Below are 20,987 nucleotides of genomic sequence, written 5' to 3'. Positions count from 1 at the left end.
TGAACTTTATGGTCAATATGTCTTTTGACTCTATTTTACAATTTTATTTTGCAATGTTAGTGGCACGCGAATCATGATGAATGTCCCTAGACCTATTTTTGAGTCTATGGTCATTTTACCTTCCAGTAAGTCTACGCGTTCTTTCATGCCAAGTAAACCGAAGGATTTGTTTTTGTTTGTTTTCACATCTTTCATATCAAAGCCTTTTCCATCGTCTTTAATAATTAAGGTCACAAAGTCTTTCGTTACTTCTACTTTGACAGAGATTTCTTCAGCTTCAGAATGTTTTAATGAATTTGTGACAGCTTCTTGGGCTAGTCTAAACAGTGCTACTTCAAATTGAGAAGCAATTCTTTCGCTTTCTGTATCACCTAGGCATTGAAACGTAATTTTGGTTTTCCCATCATATTCTTCAATTGTGTTTAAGTATTTTCTCAGTGTCGGAATCAGACCCAAATCATCTAAAGCCATCGGTCTTAAATCATAAATGATTCTTCTCACTTCGTACAGTGCATTTCGCACATTCTGTCTGAGACTTCTAATTTCTTTAAAACCTTCTTCTGTACCGCGGTCTCTAAAAATCCGTTCAATTAATTCGGAACGCATCATCACGTTTGCCAGCATTTGAGCAGGGCCGTCATGAATTTCCCGAGACACTCTTTTGCGTTCTTCTTCTTGGGCTTCAATAATTCTCAGCCCAAAATCTTGTTTTGCCTGAGCATCTTCAAGTAAAACGCCAACCTGGCGTAAATCCTGGTTGAGATAGTTGAGAACAACTGTAATCTGACTCACAAGCGTTTCAGAGCGTTCAATGACGTCTTGTAAGCTTAACAATCGTCTTTCCAGATCGTCTCTTCTTTCTCTCAGCTGCTTCTCGCGCTGCTGAATCATGGTGAGTTCCACTTGCAAGTTATGTGCTTTTTCGTAGGCCTCACGTATTTCTTCTTCGCTGAATTTGTTGAAGTTTCTGCTGACCTCAGATAAGCGGTTTCTAGCATGTCTTGTATGGACTTCCAGCTTATCCCCAAAATCAATTACTTCGTTTACTTGCTGTTTGATTTGCTTCAGCTCTTCTACTAGGCTTTCATATTGTTGACGGGACTGTTCGCCTATTCTAAATACTTCGTCCTTGCTGCCATCAACTGTACTTAGCATTTTCATGATGATTGAATCCAATAATTTCGGATCCATTTTGGGTGTTGTCATGGCTTTTCCCTCCCGTAACAGTGATGTCATCTTTTTTTATTATAAATGTCATTGATCTGCATTTTATGTCGAATTATAATGAAAGAATGCGTATAATCATGAAGTTTTTATGACGACCCTTTTTCCGCTCCTATCATCATAACAAAATACGCTGTAAAATTCTAAAACCAATGCAAATTTTCACTAGTCTTACAATTTGCTTGTCAGGAGGGTATGTCTTTTGCTGAATCGCTATCTTACAGTAAAAAGTCGTGGCGAGCATGAGATCGTCATTGAAAAATCACGTTTTATTTGTCATATACAGCGTGCTGTCTCAGAAGAAGAAGCACAAGCATTTATACAATCCATTAAAAAACAACATTGGAATGCCACACATAATTGTTCAGCCTATCTCATTGGTGAACATGACCTGATTCAAAAAGCGAATGATGATGGTGAACCAAGCGGTACAGCAGGTGTGCCAATGCTTGAAGTGCTAAAAAAACGGAAGCTGAAAGATACAGTCGTTGTGGTCACTCGTTATTTCGGCGGTATCAAGCTAGGTGCCGGTGGATTGATTCGTGCCTACGGAAAATCTGTATCAGAAGCTATCAACCATGTTGGAATGGTAGAGCGCTGTTTAATGCGTACAATGCACACAACAATAGATTATACATGGCTTGGAAAGGTAGAGAATGAGCTTAGAGCCTCATCTTTTCAGCTAAAAGAAATCCATTATGCAGAAGATGTTATTTTTGAGACATATGTCGAAGAAACACAAACAGAGCAGTTCATTGAGTGGATGACTGAGCTGACAAATGGAAAGAGTGTTACAAAAGAAGGCGAACTGATTTATTTAGAAAAGGACATTGGTCCGATAAAGGAGACAGATGAATGGCACAACGAGTAAAAGTGCGTGTACGAAAGAAAAAAAGTAAAAAGAAGAGAATTATCAAACGTATTCTGGTCTTATTTTTGCTTCTTATCATCTGCATGGGCGGATTTGCAGTATATAAAATCGTCAATACTCTTCAAGCTGCTGACAAAACATATGATGAACTAAACCGTGGAGAGAAATCGAATCTTCGTGATGCTGTCATTGATATTAAGAAAAAACCTTTCTCTGTATTATTTGTCGGAATTGAGGATTATGCCACAAAGGGTGATCATGGCCGTTCAGATTCACTCATTGTCGCAACGATTAACCCTCAAGACAAAACGATGAAAATGGTTAGTATTCCTCGTGACACACGCGTACAGCTTGCAAGTGATACAACAGGAAGTAAAGAAAAGATCAATGCAGCATTTGCTAAAGGTGGTAAAGATGAAACGATTGAAACTGTCGAACAATTCTTGCATATTCCGATTGATAAGTATGCAACCGTTGATTTTGACGGATTCAAGGATGTCATTGATGAAGTCGGCGGAATTGATATCGATGTTCCATTTGACTTCAATGAAAAAAGTGATGTTAAAAAATCGAAAAAGATTTACTTCAAAAAAGGCAATATGCATTTAAACGGGGAAGAAGCACTTGCTTACGCACGGATGAGAAAACAAGATCCACGCGGTGATTTCGGACGTAACGATCGTCAGAAACAAATTTTACGTGCAATGATTGATCAAATGGCAAAGCCAAATAACATTGCGAACGTCGATAACATTGCTAAAGAAGTCAGTGATCACATTACGACCAATTTCCGTATCACAGAAGGTCTTGCGCTTCAGCAAATCTACAGCGGATTTAAAGGAGACGACACAGAAACTCTTTCTATTAAGGGATCAGACCTTTATTTAGGGCCAAATCGCACGTATTACTTTGAGCCAGATCCGACCAATTTAGCTAACGTACAAAATGAATTACGGACGCATTTAAAGCTTCCTACTGAATCTTCAACTGAAACAGATTCACAAACCAATCCGTCCTCTGGTGAAACAGGGTCAACTGATACAACTAACTCATCGACCAGCACACCTGGACAATAATAAAAACAGCCCAGTTCCTAGGAACGGGCTGTTTTTTACTGTCTTTTGACCATTCGTTTATAAAATTTCGTAAATGGTTTAAACTCTTCATTCACCAAGCCTGTGACTTCTGCAATCACCTGCATGAACATGACCAGTAAAAAGATAATAATCAGTGATAACCAAATGGTGGCGCTTGTCAGCAAAATCGCACTTAAGCTAAAGACTAAACCAATCATATAAATCACGATAACAGCCATGCGATGTGACAAGCCAAAGGCCATCAGTCTATGATGAATATGAGACTTGTCAGGTGCTGAAATCGGCTGTTTGTTTAATATTCGTCTAATGATGGCAAAGGTGGTATCGAAAATTGGGACACCTAAGATGATCACTGGGACAACAACACTAAACAAAGTGACACTTTTGTACAGCCCTAATAGTGACAACACCGAAATCATATAGCCTAAAAAAAGCGAGCCGGTGTCACCCATAAAAATCTTCGCCGGATGAAAGTTGTAAAAGAGAAAGCCGATGGTACTGCCAATGACAACAAGTGATAAAGAAAGAATCAAAATTTTATCAGCTGAAAATGCCATCACGGCAATAGTTGATAAACCGATGACAGAAATACCGGCAGCCAGTCCATCAAGGCCGTCAATTAAATTAATGGCATTTGTGATTCCGACAATCCATAACACGGTTAGGGGATATGCCATCCAGCCTAACTCAATTCGATCTGTTAAGAAAGGAACAGAGAAAAAGTCCATTTTTAAGCCTGTGCTTACAATCAGACAAGCAACAAGAACTTGTACGAGAAATTTAAATCTTGCACTTAAATTATATTTATCATCAAATATACCTAGAATGACGATAAGTACGGCACCAACTGAAATTGCTGTAATTTTATTATGTAGAAACAGCCCGCCTGCTAATGCTCCAGCCGCTACCCCAATAAAAATTGCCAAACCGCCCATTCGAGGCATTACTTTATCATGAACTTTTCGTTTATTCGGCTGGTCCACTGCACCAATCTTAATTGCAAACTTTTTGACGATTGGTGTCACAATTAAAACTGTAGCCAGAGAGACAAAAAACGCTAATAAGGCGCGTTCGTAATCCATAGGTCAGTCTCCTTCTAAATTGAAATCTGTATTTTGTATATTGGCCGCTCTTTCCATTATACAATTGAATAGAGGATGATCACAAGCTCCCCCTGTGAAGAAGAAACAAATAAAAACGCACAATCCCTGATGAATTATGCGTTTTCTTTAATATTCGTTAGTTCCACCATATTTGTGAACAGCGCGTGCCAATCTTTTTTCTTCGCACGGCTTTGTCTTAGATGTCTATAGGTCATGTCGTCTTTTTTGCTGATCACTTTTTGGCAGGCTTCTACGAAGAGCGCAGGATCCTCGCCTTCTAAATATTCATACACATCATTCTCTTTTAGCCTTTCCGTTGACGGAAGATTTAAACCAACAACCGGTATTCCTGCGGCTAAAAATTCATATAGCTTGAGCGGAAACACGGCTTGATTGTAAGGAGATTGTTTGTATGGCATCATGCCTACATCAATCAGCTTCATATACGCAGGCACTTCTTCTGGTGCAACAGCACCTGTCCAAATCACATTCGGCAGTTTAAGTGCATGCTGAAAAGATGGATCACCATTTGTTCCATCCGGACCGACAAATAAAAATGTCCAATCAGGCTTCACGCGGGCAGCTTCTGCTATCATGTCAAAATCCAGCTTCGGCTTGATGCCTCCAATAAAACCAAGAACAGTTCCTTCTCTTCCTTGCAGCACATCCTCCTTACATGGAAGATTGCTTTTTGCAAACACATCGTACTCGACGCCATTTTCAACTGTAAACACATCTTTTGGTTCGCCCATCAGACGCTTTTTGATTTGATCGTGTAAGTATTGAGAAGAGCATGTAATGCTGTGTGCGTATTTGATGATTCGATTTTCTGCTTTCACAATGACACGCTGTCTCATATAAGAAAGCAAATTATTTTTGCCGCTTATCGGCTCTCCCCACAGGTCACTGCAGTCATAGACAATATGTTTCCATTCAAATAAAGAAGATAAGAGCGGAAAACCCGGAAACGTATACCATAAGCAAACAGCGATTCCCTTTTTTTCTTCCTGCCGCAAATGCTCAAGAAGAGGGGACAATTTATGAATATAGAACATGTCTTGATATCGGCCAAAGCGAAAAAATTTGCTCTTGAGCACATCAGGAATGGTCAATTGCTTCATTCGATCGGTTATGGGTTGAAAGGGAGCTGTATGACGGGATGCAGATGGGCATACCCAGATGACCTCTTTCGTTTCTGGATCAGATGCTAGAAATTCCGCCAGTCGATGCCGTCTGTACCTCAAGCCGTCCTGTCCCCATTCTCCCGTCGCTACGATAACATGTATGATCGAGTCTGCTTTCACCTTTATCACCTTTTTTCCCTTCTGTTTATAAGCGCTTCTTCACAGCATTTGTCGCATAGTGCATAAAACACCAAGATGCTTTGACAAAATGAAGCTGCTCAATTTCTCTGTAGACGAACCACGTTTTTTTCGCTGCTTTCCACTTGTTACTAGAGATCGAGTTTCCAACGATGCGGTATTCACTGAGCGGTTTACTCATTCCATAGGCTGTAAATCCTCTTTTTAATATGGACAGCCATGTAGCTAAATCCTGTCTTGTGCGGATGTTCGGCATTTCTATATGTCCTATCTTCTGTACATCAAGCATCACCGTTAAACAGCCGATAATGGTATTTTTCAAAGCTTCATCATAAGTTAATCTTGCTGGTGCAGTGACGGTTTTTTCTAACGGTTCTCCATTTTCTGCAATGATGTCATATGCCGTGAATGTAAAGGCATAATCGTTTGTCAGCATGAAGTCTACCTGCTGTTCAAGCTTCGTCTCTTTCCACTTATCATCGCTGTCTAAAAAAGCAATAAAGCGGCCTTTTGCCTGTTTGATGGCTGCGTTTCTAGCGATGGCGGCTCCCCCATTTTGCTCTAAATAAATGACGTTGATTCTGTCGTCTGCTTCACTTAAGTCCCCAAGCAGCTTCCTTGTTCCATCTGTTGAACAATCATCTGCGATGATCAGTTCCCAATTAGAATAGGTTTGGGCAAGGACGGAATGAACTGTATCCGTTAAATAACGTTCCGCATTATAGGCCGGTGTAATGATTGATACTAACGGTTGATTGTTCACCTAAGACTCATCTCCAGTTCATCATTAAGATTCTTTGAACACTTCGGGTAAGACCACAAACATGAGCGAGATACTAAAGCCAATGACAAGTCCAAGCAGTGCCCGCTTTTTCGCTGACATGCCTTTATTGCCTTCATCAAGAACTTGAGCAGGATCAACAATCTTCGCCTGCTTCATTCCAAGCTTTGTAGACTCCAATTCATATAAAAATCGCTCTTTATCTACTTTGGAATCGTTGCTGACAGATTCGTCTTCTAGAGCAGATAATCTACTTTCAATCACCTGCTGCCTTTTTGTAAATAATGCTTTGTCTTGCTTCAGAAATGTATCCGACACCTGCTTCACGACAGCTAAAGCATGATCCTTATCAGCATCTGTGAAGGACAGCTGTAATTGTGTATCTGATTGATTGGTGAGGATGAGGCGGCTTTTCACATCCTGCCTTTCTTCTTTCACATCACTGAGCGCTTCGTTCAAAAATGCATCGCTTTTTAATAGAGATGTCACTTCTGCGATATTGTTATACACTCCGTCATCATATTTACCAAGTGTAAGCGTAACGGCAGCTGTGTAACTAGACTGCTGCACTGTTCCTTTGGCAAAAAAGAATCCAAAAGCGCCTAATACGACAGGCAGCAGCACAAGCCATACAATATACTTTTTGATTCGCTTCCCTATTCTAGATATGAAACTAGACATGTTCATTCTCCCAACATTGACGTATTTGCTTTTTCATTAGTGTAGCCATACCAGCGCAGCATCACACATGGTTTACCAAGCGCTGTTTGTTTTTCAACATATTCACCGCTGCGATCACGAGTCCTAAAAAGACCCAGTGGAAATATAAATTCGAGACAGAACTAGGACTGATACTTGAAACGAGAAAGCTCAGCATGGCAGCAAACAAACCTTCAATGATCATTTTTGCTGTTCTTGTGTCAGCCCATTGGTATTGTTTATACAGCGTGAACATGAGATAAGCGTAGACGGAGATATAGCCCAGCATGACCGCAAATCCAAAGTTCGTCATCACTTCCAGCAGCCAATTGTGCACTTCAACGACTTGATCTGTATCAAAGATCGAAAAGTGGGCTAAGTAGTAAGACACATTCCCCGCTCCGACACCAAACCCGTATGAATCCGTAAAGAAATGCCATGCATTTTTGATCAAATTCGCTCTCGCAATGTTGGATGGGAGTGGTTCACTAAAAGAATGCGCCACCTGAGAAGCGAGAAACAAGTCATAAAAGACTGAATAAATCTTGGCTGAAAAAACAGCGATACAGATGACACCAAGTCCACCTGCTGTGATGAGTGACCACTTTTTGAGAAAGCGCGGCATGAGAAGCCACACATAGATGGACGCTCCTGCAAATATGCCAAGCAGGCTGGCGCGGGATTCTGTTAACAAAATGAGATACAGTGCTGCGATGGCGCCAAATAATCCAAATGCTTTGATATAACCATTTTTCATTTGCCGCATACACGCTAAATACAAGAAAAAGCTAATCGATAAAAACGTCGCAAAGTCATTTTGGTTAAAAAAGACAGCTGTAGGATAGTGCTGTTTATACGCCGGCCCAAGATACAATGAAGTATTCGGTAAATGGTTCAAAGTAAAGTGATTATAAAACCCTATCCCCATGACAAATACAGTCATGACGAGCCAAATGCTATAAAAGGTGACCACTTGATCGATTCGCTGAATGTACATAACCACAAGAAAGACAAATCCCATCCCCATAGCAAGCAGGGACATATATTTGAGACCGTCTGTGACCGAATGAGCCCACAGCAGTGAGATGAGCCCGTAAAGAAACCATGCAGCGAAAAAACCAAGAATCCCTTTGACACGAATCTGCTGCCACTGCGATATGTACGTCCCCTTATCTCTCATCCGCCATATGAATAAAGCAAAGGCGGCAATGAGCATGATACGGTAGAGAAAAAGACTAAAGAACCCGGCACTAATTGAAAAGAAAGCGTTATTGAGAAAGGTCAATGCAATTAAAAGATATATGGCTGACATGAACACTTGCTCACCGTTCATGTATAGCTTCATTAACACGAGAAAAGCCGTCAGGACTAAAAGCAGGACCGGAATGGCGACAATCTTTTTTAACCCGGCGGGCTGCGCAGACGCCAATTGTACAAGTCCTAGCCCTGCTGCAAATAATATACAACCAATCATGATTTGCCATGCTGTTTGTTTCACACTCATACCCATTTTCCTCCTAAGCAACCCATCCGATTTGAGGGATTAAGCCTTGACTTCCTGTTTATAGTAGGAAATGGTACGAGCCAAACCTTCCTGTAAACTCACAACAGGCTCCCATGCTAAGACTTTTTTCGTTTCCTCATTTGCCAATGTACTATGCACGATATCTCCTGCACGCTGCGGCTTGTAAATCGGTTCAAGCTGTGATCTCGTTACCCGTTTCATCGTTTGAAACAGTTCATTCACAGTGATGGAATCACCACACGAAATATTTAAACAAACGTTTGATTGGGCTGTTAAAGCCGCAACATTCGCTGCTGCTAGATCACCCACATAGATAAAGTCTCTTGTTTGTTCTCCATCTCCAAAGATAAAAGGAGCCTCATCCTTTGCAAACTTATCAGAGAAAATAGAGACAACACCGCCTTCGCCAAGTGCATCTTGGCGCGGACCATATACATTGCTGTACCTGAGAATACAATAGTCCACATCATAGAGTGATTTTGCCATTTCTAAATACCGCTCTACTGTCAGTTTTGCTAAGCCATAAGGTGAACCAGGCTTTAGCCGGTGAGCGGTGTCTACTGGCAAATACACCGGGTCTCCATAGACAGCTGCTGATGAGGCAAAGATGACTTTTTCCACTCCTGCTTCAGCCGCAGCTTTCATGACGTGCAGAGATCCTTTTATATTGACCTCTTCGTCATATACGAAATCCTGAACGGAAACGGCTACACTTACTTGTGCTGCAAGATGAATGATATAATCCGGTGCGATTTGTTTGATCAAATCAATCGTCGCTGGCTTTGTGACATCTGCCTCCATGCATTGCACGGAAAGATGAGCAATATTTTCTCGAGATCCAGTTGAAAAGTTATCAAGAACGATGGGCTCATAGCCTTTTTCTAGTAAAGCCTCTACCGTATGTGATCCAATAAATCCGCTTCCCCCAGTAACCAATACTTTCTTCATCCAAGCTCCCCCTGTTATTGTGCCTTCGATACCAATTCTGCTTCCCATACACTTGGGCGGCCGATCGACTGGTAAATAAATCCTCTCTCTTTCATTTCTGCTGGATCAAACAAATTCCTTCCATCAATTACAATCGGCGAACGAAGCAGCTGCTTGATTTGGTCTTTATCCATCTTCTGTACGTCATCCCATTCTGTTAGGATGAGACAGGCATCCGTATCTTTTACTGTTTCATACAGGTCGTTGCTGAAAACCGCCTGTGGGCCAAGCTCACGTTCAGCTTCTACATAAGCAATCGGATCATAGGCTTTCACAAAAGCCCCCAGCTCTCTCAGCATTGGGATAATATCTAATGCAGGCGCTGAACGCATATCATTTGTATTCGGTTTAAAGGCGAGCCCTAAGACAGAAATGGTTTTTCCTTTAATATCACCGAACACACTCATCAATTTGCTGACCAGGTGGGCTCTTTGGTTGTTGTTCGTTTCAATGACAGATTCGATCAGCTTGAACCGGTACCCGGATGTTTCGGCAATTTTGAGAAGAGCCATCGTGTCTTTCGGGAAACAAGAACCTCCAAATCCAATGCCTGCTTTTAAAAATTTATGCCCGATGCGGCTGTCTAATCCAACTCCTTCACTGACTTTTTCAACGTCAGCGCCTACACGCTCGCAAATATTTGCAATGTCATTAATAAATGAGATTTTTGTGGCAAGCATGGCATTTGCAGCATACTTAATCATTTCAGCACTTTCTAAGTTGGTCTCTACAACCTCTGTTTGAAACGGATCATGCAGCCTTTTGATGATGCTAGAGGCATGAGTGCTAGTCGCCCCAATGACCGCCCGCTCCATATTCATCGTATCTTGAATCGCTGAGCCTTCTCGGAGAAACTCTGGATTGGATACGACATCAAAAGGATATTTGCTGCGCGATGCCTTTTCCACAATGGCTTGAACGAGACGGCCTGTTCCAACGGGCACTGTGCTTTTATTGACGATGATTTTATAGCCATTCATGTGTTCACCGATCGTTTGAGCGACAGCCTTCACATACGTTAAATCTGCTTCCCCCTGTGGTGTCATCGGTGTCCCTACGGCAATATAGATAATCTCTGATTCCCTAATAGCGGCAGGAATATTCGTTGTAAAAAACAGTCTTCCTTCTTCTGTATTCTTTTCAATCAATTCCTTTAAACCTGGTTCATAAATGGGAACGACACCACTTTTTAAGCTGTTGATTTTTGATTCATCGATGTCACAGCAGATGACACGATTTCCGATATCAGCAAAACAAGTACCCGATACTAACCCGACATAACCTGTTCCAATCACAGCAATTTTCTTCAACATTTTTCATCCTCTCAATAAAAGCATATTGTCCGTTCCAAGCCGTTTATCTATCTATCATTCTTTGCACATTTCATCTTGTTTAAACGATGGGTGTTGATTGATTGAGCACCTTCTCATATTGCTGAATGAGATGCTTCGCATTATGTTCTGATGAATATTCTGTATGAACCATTTCATGAAGATCGTTCTTCACTGCTTCATTCCATCTGTTTTCATAAAGGCAGGCGTGAATTGCCTCTTTCAGCTGACGCGTCGAACGTGGTTCAACGAGCAGGTGTTGATAGGTTGAAAATAAGGATGGGAGACCACCAACCCGTGTTGCAATGACAGGTACTTTTAAAGCGAGCGCTTCTAGAACGACGGTTGGCATTCCTTCACTGTAGGAAGGAAGTGCAAACAGATCAGCTGCCATTAAGTAATCTCTCACCTGCTCATTCGGTACCTGCCCTGGGAGTATAATAGATGCTCCCGCCCGTTCCGTGAGCTCCTTTGCAAGGGGACCTTTTCCAACAAAGACTGCTTTCACTCCATCCATGCTGCTGACAGCATCAGCTAATTCAAGCAAGCCCTTCTCTTTCACTAAACGCCCGACGAAAACAACGAGCTTATCTTGAAGCGGTAAACTTAAGTGCTTTCTGATGCTTTTTTGATCTTCTTCCGTTCTGGAAAATGATTCGAGCGGAATACCAAGCGGAAGACATTTTGCTTCTACCTTCGTCATCTCATTTGTCTTTTTAGCCAGCTCCTCACTCACTGTCAGAACAGCAGATGCCTGCTTCACCGCCGTTTCAAAGGCTGCCTTCGCCCCTTTGCTATAGTTCGGATATACGTTCACATCACTGCCGTGCAAGGTCAGAAGATAAGGGATTTGCGTTTCATTCTGAATGACAGCCGCCGCTCCGCCAGACGGCATGGCAAAGTGCGCATGGATAAAATCTGGTGACAGCTGATAATGCTGCATTGCTCTGAGAACGGAAGCCGCTATTCGTTTACTCGGCTGCGCCCATTTCAGCTGTCCAGGGAGCGCTGGATAAGGCGGTCTGTAAACCGTCACTCCGCTTCTCACTTCCTGTTCAGGCAGATCCCTTTTCTGCCGATAGGATGCCTTGAGCATCCGTAAAACCGGCGGATTCACTGGATTAGGACAAATGACAGTCACTTCTATTCCTTGTTTGAGCAGCTCCTGTACTTGCGTTTCATGAAATACGCCCTCACTCGGATGTTTTTCACTAGGATATACACTTGTCAGCCATAGTACCTTCATGACGAACGACCTCTTCTCAATAATTTGCCTGCAGCCTGCGGATACATTTTGATGAGCAGCAAGCTATACAATGCAGCACTGACACAAACAGTTAGTAGTAATTGAAGTGAAATATCTGCTGACGTCAGCTTCATCCCTTGATGTAAAGCTACCGCACAGACCGCCATGAGCAGCGTCATGACAGCAGGCTTTCCAAGTGATTTTAAATACACCTTCATATCAAGCTGAATAACATATGCCATAAGCCATCTGCCGACAATAAAGTTGAGCAGGCTGACACCTGAGTAGATCCAAGCTACTGTGAGCAGACTGCCTGTCGTGACACCTGCATATAATGCGCAGCCATACACGATGAGCATCCCCGTATCCCAATAAAAGGCTAAGTCCGCTCTCCCTTTTGCAAGAAGTATTGAACCGTTTGGATTCATCAGCACACGCAGCAGGCCGACAATGCACAATATATTTAGAACCGGAACCGCTACTAGCCATTTCTCTCCAAACACGACTTCTATAAAGCTGTCTGATACGGCAGCAAGGCCGATTAATAATGGAAAACTAACCAATGCGAGCATATTCGTCATACTTAGGAAGCCCTCTCGCAGCATGGAGTGATCCCGCTGACTTTTTGCGAAAACCGGGAAAGCCACTCTCGTCACAATCGGATTTATCTTCAGCACGGGTATAGTCACAATTTGATACGCCAAGCTGTAAATACCTAATGCTTCCGCTCCAAGAAACCGGCCGATTAAAATCATGTCGATGTTCGATCCTGCTCGGTTGACCAGTCTGGATGCGAGCTGGAATGCACCGAATGAGAAAAATTCCTTCACTTCTCCTAATGCAAAAACAGGTGCTGGACGCCACTTCTTCCAATAAGCTGCTGCATACATGAGACCTTTTCCTGATTGCAGCAGCACTTGAGAAATGACATAGGCGACAATCGGATTCATGAAGAAGGCGAAAACGAGTAAAACGAGCAGCGATATGATGGTCGCAATGGCTTCAATGGTGCTTAATGTTTTAAAGGCTAAGTCTTTTTGCATCATATACTGGTACTGCTGGCCAATCGGTGCGATTAGAAACATGATCGATAATAGCTTGAGCAGACCCTCTAGCTCTGGCCGGTTATAAAAAGCGGCTATCATTGGGCTTAGCAGGATGAGCAGACAAAACAAGAGAATCCCTGTAAGCAAGTTGATCCAATATAATGTAGATAATTGACGTTCTGTCGTTTGTTCCTTTTGAATGATCGCTGCCCCAATTCCTAGATCAAGCAAAATCTGCGTAAATATTGTGATAGTTGTTATCATGCCAACGAGTCCAAACTCCTTGAGTGACATCACGTTCCCTAAAAAGGCGAACTGTGCAATTTGGATGATGGTGATGATCAATGCGGACAAGCTTGTCCATTTTGCCCCGCCTAGCATGCGTTTTTTCATACTTGCCATTTCTCTTCCCTACTTTACTTATCTGGCTCCGTCACCAGTCATGATGACTTTTAACGTTTTTACCATAATCTTCGTGTCGAGAGAAAATGTCAAGTTTTGAATATACTGTAAGTCGTGTGTTAATTTTTCACTTGGACTCATGTCATATCCGCCATTTACTTGAGCAAGACCTGTCAGCCCTGGCTTTACCGCCAACCTTTTTGTGAAGCCTGGAATCGTCCGATTAAATTCTGCGGTAAACATCGGTCTTTCTGGACGAGGACCTACGATACTCATTTCTCCTTTTAACACGTTGATAAATTGCGGAAGTTCATCAATTCTTGTTTTACGGATGAATGCCCCCACTTTGGTGATACGCGGGTCATTTTTTTGCGCCCATTTCGCTCCTCCGCTTTCTGCGTCAATTCTCATCGATCTGAGCTTCCATAATTTAAAGTAAACACCGTCTTTCCCGACCCTTTCCTGCATATAAAAGGCCGGCCCTGGTGTTTCCAGCTTAATCAAAAGAGCAAACAGCAAAATGATTGGCGTACTCAACATCAATCCGATGAACGAGAACATTAAATCTATGAAACGTTTTGCAAATAAATAACGAACCATATGTTCTGTTAAGGCAAAAGAGTGATTTCGTCTCACTTCATATTCTCTGTAAAGATTCATCGCTTTCTCTGCACTCACTGACCTGCACCTCACCATTCAAAGTAGTTGTTGTGTAAAGAGATGTTCTATGAAAGTCAGTTTAGCAGAGCAACATTAAGCAAATGTAAATGCGCTGTTAAGTCTTGTAAAACTGTGTTAAGAATGTGCACTTATATCAAGTTATGCCCTTTTGAACGTAAAAAAGACCCGCAATTCTGCGGGTCTCCGGGTCTTTTCTTTATTTTGCTTTTACAGATTCGATCGTTTTTAATCGAAGTGTTCCGTTTGCATCTTTTGTATAGGTTACTTTTACTTTTGATTCTTCTTTTAAGCTGTTCACTTGTTTAGAAAATGTATTTCCGAATTGAATAGCAACTTCTTTTCCATCAATGTTGACAGCAATTGTATGTCCATCAGCCAAACCGACATATGTGCCTTCTTTGGTGACTTCATTTTTCTTATTAGTCGTTGATTCTTTCTTTGTTTTAGAGTCACCTTTAGAGTCAGCTTTTGATTGGTCTTTAACAGGTTCTTCTTTTGTGATTTCTTTGCTTGAGCTGTCTTTTGCCTCTTCATCAGATTGACTTGCTGGCTCTTCTGTTTGAGCAGCTGTTTCTTTGCTTTGATCATCTGATTTTTCATTTTTTGATGATTGATCTTCTGATTTTTCGTCTGCAGCCTTATCTTTGTTTTGATCGGCTGCTTCAGTTGTTTCTTTTTTGCTGTCTTCTTTTTTGTTATCGCTTGATTGATTTGTTGTGCCGCACGCTGTGAGCAATACTCCTAGAAGCAATACTAGAAACGGCATTGTGATTAATTTTTTCAAAATCGTCACCTCTTCATGATTTGTCGGTTTGCTGTCGTTTGAAGATTTATGTGTAAACCATTCACCTTCTATGTTTCAATTATAACAAACATAACCAAAAATGAAATGTATTTTTAACTTGACACCCCACTCATGATTCATTTTGCGTCAAAGTAATTGGACACACCAGTTGTAATTCCAGAAGCCAGCCGATCCTTTGCAGTGGTAGATTTTAAAATACTCGCATCGATTGGACTTGTTACAAAGCCGGTTTCTAGCAAAATACTCGGCATTCTAGAATATTTGATGACGTAGAACCCTGCTGTTTTCACTCCTCGATCCCTCGTTCCAAGGGCACTGACCATCCGGGGCTGAACCTTTTGTGCCAGTTTGATACTATTAGCAGCTGCATATGTCGTATCATAATACGTCTCTGTTCCATTCGCACCGTTGTTATCATTTGCGTTGGCGTGGATACTGATGAATATATCAGCACTTGCCTGGGCTCCTTTACTGACACGTGTCTGCAAGGAGTCAAATGTATCAGAAGTTCTCGACATGACAATAAGGGCACCCGCTTGGTGAAGCCTTGACCGCAGCTTTAATGCTACTTCTAAATTGATGTTCTTTTCAAGCAGCCCATTCCCTACCGCTCCAGCATCCTGCGCACCATGACCTGGATCAATAAAAATCGTTTCACCTAACACCGCATTTTTCAACTGCGTGATGGTATTCGTTTGAACGGTTGATGTTCCGCCTACCACAGAAAAAGCTGACATTTGTTTGGCTCCGATGACTTTTCTGATAGCATCCGGCACCGTTTGAGCGTCTGTGAGAAGAAGGGTTTGGCCCTGTTTCGCTGCTATACTTGCCGCAGCGGCTGCATCTGCATAGGCATACCCATAACTTATAAATGTTTGGCTTGTCTTCATTGGATACGTTTTAGCAATTTGGGCAGCCACCTCATACCGATTGGCTCCGCTTATTCTGACTGGTGATGGAAGCTTTTGAAAAGCCATTTTATTGATACTTGCTTCTCCGCCAATCACAATGGTCCGCTTGACTGCTTTGTTTTTTAATAGATTGGCTGTTTCCTCTCGCAGTCCTTTCGCATCTGTTACTAAAATAGGATAGCCTTGTTTAGCAGCGTATGGAGCAATCGCGACAGCATCAGCATAAGCAGAACCATTCACGACGACTGCCGCACTAGCACTCTTCATGTGCTTCGCCACATTTGCCGCCAATTCATAGCGGTTCTTTCCTTGAATACGGGAAACAGATAGATTCATTGCTTTTAGCTGCTTCACGACGTTTTCAGAAATACTCGCAGTCCCTCCAAGAATCGTTACCTGCTTCGTTTTGAGCTGCTGCAACCCTGTCTTTAAAGGACCTGAAAGACTGCCAGCATTCGTTAACAGGACTGGGGCCCCTTGCTGGTAAGCATAAGGCACAGCACTCAGGGCATCTGCATAAGCATCACCGCCCACAAGAACAACGGCAGGCGCTTCCTTCCAGCCCCTTTTCGCGGTATTTACAGCCACATCATATCGATTGCTTCCTTCTATTCTCGATACAGTGTGCTGAGCAAAAACGGATGGTGTATATAAACATATTGAAATAGCAATCAGTAACATACATTTGATATCAAAACGCATGAAGTCAACCTCCTTGGTTTGAACCCTTCACCAAAGATGCTTCATGGACTTTTGAAAAAAGGCTGCCGAGTACGTTCTCGAGCAGCCTAAGAGGAGTATCTGAGGCACCCCTCAGGTTTGTGTTTTCTTATCTAAAATAACCTGACACACCGTTTGAAATGCCTGACGCTAATCGATCTTTATACGTAGCAGATTTCAAGATGTTTGAATCTACTGGACTGGAAACAAAACCAGTTTCCAAAAGAACGCTCGGCATCTTAGAATATTTAATGACGTAGAAGCCAGCTGTTTTCACACCACGGTCTCTTGTACCTAGTGCGCTGACCATTTTAGGCTGGATGTTTTGCGCCAGCTTCAGGCTGTTTGCAGCCGCATAGGTTTTGTCATAATACGTTTCTGTTCCATTTGCACTGCTGTTATCGTTTGAGTTCGCATGGACACTGATAAAGATATCTGCATTTGCTGACGCACCTTTGCTCACTCGTGTTTGAAGACTATCAAATGTGTCTGATGTTCTTGACATGGTCACAAGTGCACCAGCGTTGTTTAATTTCGTATTTAAACGCTTTGCTACATCTAAATTCAAATTCTTTTCATATAATCCGTATCCTACAGCTCCTGAATCATGCGCACCATGACCTGGGTCAATGAATACTTTTTTCCCAACAGCTGGGTTTTTCAGCTGGTTCACAACAGTTGGTGTCACTGTATTTGTACTGCCTACGACAGTAAATTTGGTGATTTTCTTGCTGCTCACTGTTGCTCTTGTTACTTTTGGCAGTGTCTTTTCATTCGTTAGAAGCAATGCTTTGTTTTGCTTTGCTGCAATGCCTGCAGCAGAAGATGAAGTGGCATAACCAAATCCTCTTCCTACATAGGTATTATTGACACTCATATTGTACTTTTTCACAATATTTGCCGCGACATCATAACGAGTCGAGCCTTTGATCCGTGTTGGTGATTTCAATTGGTTATAAGCTGCTTTTGTGACGTAATTCTCTCCGCCGACTACAATGGTTTGTTTCACATTGCTTGCTTTTGCAACAGAAGCGATTTCAGAACGAAGTCCCTTTTTATCTGTATATAGAATTGGGAATCCTTTTTGAGCTGCTACAGGTGCAATCGCAATCCCATGTGCATAGAAAGAACCCTCAACGACAACGACGCCTGCTGGCTTTTTCATTTTTTTCGCGATATTGGCAGATAGCTCATATCGGTTTTTTCCTGAAATACGCTGTGTGGAGATGCCCATTTTCTTCACTTGGTTGACCACGTTGTTTGACACACTTGATGTGCTGCCTAAAACGATCACCGTCTTTGTTTTTAATGAAGTTAAGGCTTTCTTTGTATCACCCGAAAGGCTTTTACTGTTTGTGTAAAGAACTGGTCCATTTTTTTGATATGCAAGTGGAATTCCTGCTGTTGCATCTGCATACGCAGTTTTCCCAACTAAAACGACTGTACTTGCAGTTCCCCATCCTTTTTTCGCTACGTTTGCCGCTACAGCATATCTGCTCCCGCCATCAATTCTTGAGACTGAATTGTCTGCCAATGCTGTTGGAACGATAACGAAAATGGCGATGAGGCTGAGGATGGCTGTTTTCATCATTGAGCGCATCTTCTATGTCCTCCTTTTACCCTTTAATAGTTTGTTAGTTTTGTACCTGGATAGTAGAACGAGAGTATGGAAGAATATGAGTTTCCAGATTCTGCTCTCGCTTTGGCTCCGTATTGGCTCATACCAATGCCGTGGCCATATCCTTTTCCTGAAATCGTGAAGTCATTTGTGTTGTTTTTGACTGACGCAAACGTGCTTTTCACCTTTGTTGCGCCCATGACTGATCGAAACTCGGTCATCTTCATACTTGCCGTTGTGCTTTTGTTTACCGAATATGTGCCTGTTTTGTTTTTCAGATGGTATGTCAGTTTGATCGATACCGTCTTCGCACGCTGTCCTTTTGTTTTCCCTGAGAACGTCAGGCTTGAGATCGATGCGATTTTCATATCAGATGCAGCAGTTTCTTTGTTTTTGAGCAGCCATGATTTCAAGCCGGCAAGGTCAGCTGCATTTGTCTCTTTTGCTTTAGACCACTCAGATGCTGCTGTGCTAGCAGTCCATGTCGTGCCTAGTTGTTTTTTAGAGAGTTTCAGTGTCCATGGATTGACTGGATCTTTTGGATCCTTTTTAGCCACTAAGTATGGCAGTGCACTTCCCCATACTTCTTCACTTGCCTCTGTATAACCGCCGTTGCTAGAGTAATAGGTTGCTGAAATGAGCTGATTGTTATATTTCAGAACCTTTCCTTTTGTGGCATCGACAGCTTTTGTCGAATTTGTATACCAGTTATATCCTCCATATACTTGGAAGGCTGTTGTATCAGGGACGACTTTTCCAATACTTTTCACCGAATACGTTCTAGCAGCAACCGCCTGTGCTTTTAACGCTTCGACATTCCAGCTTGCAGGCATTTCATTTGGCACTACACCTTTTAAATAGTCTTCAAATGGAATATTTTCGAGAGTCGGCCTGATATACCCTGATTCAATTGCAAAGTTTACGCTGCCTAAATACGGCTTTCCTGCAATTTGAAGGACATTTTTTGTTGAATATTTCTCAGGAACAACTCTTACTGTGTTATACGTCTTTATGCCTTTTAATGAAATTTTTCCGTTAGAAATATTCAATTGGTAGTTTTGATTTTTTTTCAGATAGACTTGTTTGGCTAATGAGTTTTTCAAGCTATCTTTAATTGCACTTGTGCTGCCAGCAAGATGATAAGCATATGTACCTTTTTCCTTCAGCAGTGCTTTTAAAGACGCTGTGACAGAATCGGGCTTTACATACACAACCGTACTGTTAGATTTTGCAGCCAATTGAGACAGCGGCATCGCATAAATATAGCTAGAGGCTTTTGCCAAATAAACTTTATCTGCATTAATATTTAATTTCTTTATAATATTCACAGATAATTCATAGCGATTGGCACCGCTGATTCTTGTCACCTGTGAGGTTTTTTTGATTTGATTTTCAACTTTTTGTCCAGTACTTTTCGTACTGCCGATGATGATCACTTTACTTGGCATTCTATAAGACGGAATGGAATCTTTTTTTGTTAACAGGATAGGGTATCCCTTTCTCGATGCGTAGGATGCAATGGCAATCCCATTCATAAATGAGTTCCCGCCGACAACGACAGCTTGCTTATAGTTACCCATTTCTTTAGCGATTTTTTGGGAGATTTCAAACTTATCTTTTCCACTAATACGTCTGACTTTGCCATACTTTTTAATAGACTTCTCAGCAGCTGTTGAAATGCTTTTCGTATTTCCGACAATCAGAATGTTATCCGGCTTCATTTTCTTGAGCTGGTTTTCTGTTGTTTTCGTCAGTTTTTCAATATTCGTATACAAAATAGGTGCGCCCAGTTTGTATGCTAACGGTGATACAGAAATTGCATGATCAAATGCATCACGACTGACAATGACAACAGTTGATGGATTTTTCCAGCCAGCAGATGCGATGCTGTTGGCTACTTCGTATCTATTTTTGCCGTCATATCTTTTCGTCACAGCAACATTTGATCCTGATAGCTTGTATTCCCCAGTTGTTGAGATATCCATGCTTGTTTTGTTTCCGATATAATTAGACAATTTCACTGAAATTGCCGAGCTTGCCATGGCAGACTGAAAGGGTGCAACTAGTAGAGTCAGTATCATGAGAACGATTAGTGTAACGCCTGTTTTCTTCAATTTTGTTCATCCCGCCCATCTTTTTTACTTCTGTTTTTCAATCTTCTGGATTTCCTTTTGACCATTGTCATTAATAAAGTAAGAGATTTCTACTGTGTCTCCTGGTTTAAATTCATTTAACACATCTTTAAAATTTTCCGTAAATTCATAGCTTAGGGTCGTATTCACTTTTTTCACTTCGACTGTATGTGCATCAGCCATTCCAATAAATTCAGCTTTCTCTTCCAGTACCTGAGGAGTTGAACTGCTTGTCTTGTTTTCTCCTGAGGACTGCTCAGCCGTTCCACATGCTGTGAGCACGATACCTAGTAGCAGTATTAAGAACGGTAAAACGACGATTTTCTTCATTTTTTTCACCTCATGTCTTTGTATCGTCTTATAAGTTATTATTTTAAGGTAAATTTAAGGTTTTTTGAAACCTTTTTTTTGTTACAACGTCTATATCTAGGTTCAGAGTAAAAAAATAACTTGTTTATCAAGATTCGTAAACCTATAATCATGGAA

18 protein-coding genes are annotated in these 20,987 nt (G+C 41.7%); 2 read left to right on the top strand and 16 right to left on the bottom strand.

Annotated elements, in window-relative coordinates; all coding sequences use genetic code 11:
* Positions 1-30: 30 nt before the first annotated feature.
* On the bottom strand, positions 31-1,206 hold the full coding sequence (locus tag ASE42_RS03190; RefSeq protein ID WP_003213166.1) for a sensor histidine kinase: 1,176 nt from the start codon (positions 1,204-1,206) through the stop codon (positions 31-33).
* 220 nt (positions 1,207-1,426) lie between these two features.
* On the opposite strand from ASE42_RS03190, the gene ASE42_RS03185 reads away from it, so the two are divergent.
* Complete coding sequence (locus ASE42_RS03185) at positions 1,427-2,095, top strand: YigZ family protein (protein WP_012011434.1); 669 nt, start codon at positions 1,427-1,429, stop codon at positions 2,093-2,095.
* On the top strand, positions 2,080-3,171 hold the full coding sequence (locus tag ASE42_RS03180) for an LCP family protein (protein WP_024423626.1): 1,092 nt from the start codon (positions 2,080-2,082) through the stop codon (positions 3,169-3,171). The genes ASE42_RS03185 and ASE42_RS03180 overlap by 16 nt, the downstream gene beginning before the upstream one ends.
* Positions 3,172-3,206: 35 nt before the next feature.
* Here the strand turns inward: ASE42_RS03180 and ASE42_RS03175 are convergent, their stop codons facing one another.
* The 15 genes from ASE42_RS03175 to ASE42_RS03105 form a co-directional block, all read right to left on the bottom strand.
* The gene (locus ASE42_RS03175) at positions 3,207-4,274 is read right to left on the bottom strand and encodes a glycosyltransferase family 4 protein (protein WP_024423627.1); all 1,068 of its coding nucleotides are present in this window, start codon (positions 4,272-4,274) and stop codon (positions 3,207-3,209) included.
* 134 nt (positions 4,275-4,408) lie between these two features.
* Positions 4,409-5,605 carry a teichuronic acid biosynthesis protein TuaH gene (gene tuaH, locus ASE42_RS03170; RefSeq protein ID WP_056766837.1) on the bottom strand — a complete coding sequence of 399 codons (1,197 nt, stop codon included), beginning with the start codon at positions 5,603-5,605 and terminating at the stop codon, positions 4,409-4,411.
* A 19-nt stretch (positions 5,606-5,624) separates the two neighbouring features.
* Positions 5,625-6,380 (bottom strand): teichuronic acid biosynthesis protein TuaG, encoded by a 756-nt coding sequence (gene tuaG / locus ASE42_RS03165; protein WP_056765661.1) that lies wholly within the window; start codon positions 6,378-6,380, stop codon positions 5,625-5,627.
* A gap of 24 nt (positions 6,381-6,404) precedes the next feature.
* Positions 6,405-7,079 carry a teichuronic acid biosynthesis protein TuaF gene (gene tuaF / locus ASE42_RS03160; protein ID WP_056765659.1) on the bottom strand — a complete coding sequence of 225 codons (675 nt, stop codon included), beginning with the start codon at positions 7,077-7,079 and terminating at the stop codon, positions 6,405-6,407.
* A gap of 61 nt (positions 7,080-7,140) precedes the next feature.
* A complete protein-coding gene (tuaE, locus tag ASE42_RS03155) occupies positions 7,141-8,601 on the bottom strand; it encodes a teichuronic acid biosynthesis protein TuaE (protein WP_056765657.1) in 1,461 nt (486 codons plus the stop codon).
* Positions 8,602-8,640: 39 nt separating this feature from the next.
* Positions 8,641-9,570, bottom strand: coding sequence for an NAD-dependent epimerase/dehydratase family protein (locus ASE42_RS03150; protein ID WP_041108029.1), 930 nt, complete (start codon positions 9,568-9,570; stop codon positions 8,641-8,643).
* Between the two features lie 14 nt (positions 9,571-9,584).
* Complete coding sequence (gene tuaD, locus ASE42_RS03145) at positions 9,585-10,922, bottom strand: UDP-glucose 6-dehydrogenase TuaD (protein WP_056765655.1); 1,338 nt, start codon at positions 10,920-10,922, stop codon at positions 9,585-9,587.
* 79 nt (positions 10,923-11,001) lie between these two features.
* A complete protein-coding gene (tuaC, locus tag ASE42_RS03140) occupies positions 11,002-12,186 on the bottom strand; it encodes a teichuronic acid biosynthesis protein TuaC (RefSeq protein WP_056765653.1) in 1,185 nt (394 codons plus the stop codon).
* Positions 12,183-13,634 carry a teichuronic acid biosynthesis protein TuaB gene (gene tuaB, locus ASE42_RS03135; protein ID WP_056765651.1) on the bottom strand — a complete coding sequence of 484 codons (1,452 nt, stop codon included), beginning with the start codon at positions 13,632-13,634 and terminating at the stop codon, positions 12,183-12,185. The genes tuaC and tuaB overlap by 4 nt, the downstream gene beginning before the upstream one ends.
* An 18-nt stretch (positions 13,635-13,652) precedes the next feature.
* Entirely contained in the window at positions 13,653-14,312 is a 660-nt protein-coding gene (locus tag ASE42_RS03130) for a sugar transferase (protein WP_056765649.1), read from the bottom strand.
* Between the two features lie 199 nt (positions 14,313-14,511).
* Complete coding sequence (locus ASE42_RS03125) at positions 14,512-15,099, bottom strand: hypothetical protein (RefSeq protein ID WP_056765647.1); 588 nt, start codon at positions 15,097-15,099, stop codon at positions 14,512-14,514.
* A gap of 137 nt (positions 15,100-15,236) precedes the next feature.
* Positions 15,237-16,733, bottom strand: a complete 1,497-nt coding sequence (locus ASE42_RS03120) for an N-acetylmuramoyl-L-alanine amidase (protein WP_056765646.1) — start codon at positions 16,731-16,733, stop codon at positions 15,237-15,239.
* A 127-nt stretch (positions 16,734-16,860) separates the two neighbouring features.
* Positions 16,861-18,351, bottom strand: coding sequence for an N-acetylmuramoyl-L-alanine amidase (locus tag ASE42_RS03115; RefSeq protein WP_056765644.1), 1,491 nt, complete (start codon positions 18,349-18,351; stop codon positions 16,861-16,863).
* Positions 18,352-18,374: 23 nt separating this feature from the next.
* Positions 18,375-20,483 (bottom strand): SpoIID/LytB domain-containing protein, encoded by a 2,109-nt coding sequence (locus ASE42_RS03110; protein WP_056765642.1) that lies wholly within the window; start codon positions 20,481-20,483, stop codon positions 18,375-18,377.
* A gap of 24 nt (positions 20,484-20,507) precedes the next feature.
* Positions 20,508-20,831, bottom strand: a complete 324-nt coding sequence (locus ASE42_RS03105) for a hypothetical protein (RefSeq protein ID WP_025093953.1) — start codon at positions 20,829-20,831, stop codon at positions 20,508-20,510.
* Positions 20,832-20,987: the final 156 nt, after the last annotated feature.

The organism is Bacillus sp. Root920, assembly GCF_001429445.1.
Taxonomy (GTDB): domain Bacteria; phylum Bacillota; class Bacilli; order Bacillales; family Bacillaceae; genus Bacillus; species Bacillus safensis.
The sequence above is the reverse complement of the archived record's forward strand: the minus strand, read 5'-3'. Positions and strand labels throughout refer to the sequence as shown.

Coding starts and splice junctions, on each gene's coding strand:
- ASE42_RS03190 (WP_003213166.1), bottom strand. CDS start 1,206: ATGACAACACCCAAAATGGATCCGAAATTATTGGATTCAATCATCATG.
- ASE42_RS03180 (WP_024423626.1), top strand. CDS start 2,080: ATGGCACAACGAGTAAAAGTGCGTGTACGAAAGAAAAAAAGTAAAAAG.
- ASE42_RS03175 (WP_024423627.1), bottom strand. CDS start 4,274: ATGGATTACGAACGCGCCTTATTAGCGTTTTTTGTCTCTCTGGCTACA.
- tuaF (WP_056765659.1), bottom strand. CDS start 7,079: ATGTCTAGTTTCATATCTAGAATAGGGAAGCGAATCAAAAAGTATATT.
- tuaE (WP_056765657.1), bottom strand. CDS start 8,601: ATGAGTGTGAAACAAACAGCATGGCAAATCATGATTGGTTGTATATTA.
- ASE42_RS03150 (WP_041108029.1), bottom strand. CDS start 9,570: ATGAAGAAAGTATTGGTTACTGGGGGAAGCGGATTTATTGGATCACAT.
- tuaD (WP_056765655.1), bottom strand. CDS start 10,922: ATGTTGAAGAAAATTGCTGTGATTGGAACAGGTTATGTCGGGTTAGTA.
- tuaC (WP_056765653.1), bottom strand. CDS start 12,186: ATGAAGGTACTATGGCTGACAAGTGTATATCCTAGTGAAAAACATCCG.
- tuaB (WP_056765651.1), bottom strand. CDS start 13,634: ATGGCAAGTATGAAAAAACGCATGCTAGGCGGGGCAAAATGGACAAGC.
- ASE42_RS03120 (WP_056765646.1), bottom strand. CDS start 16,733: ATGCGTTTTGATATCAAATGTATGTTACTGATTGCTATTTCAATATGT.
- ASE42_RS03115 (WP_056765644.1), bottom strand. CDS start 18,351: ATGCGCTCAATGATGAAAACAGCCATCCTCAGCCTCATCGCCATTTTC.
- ASE42_RS03105 (WP_025093953.1), bottom strand. CDS start 20,831: ATGAAGAAAATCGTCGTTTTACCGTTCTTAATACTGCTACTAGGTATC.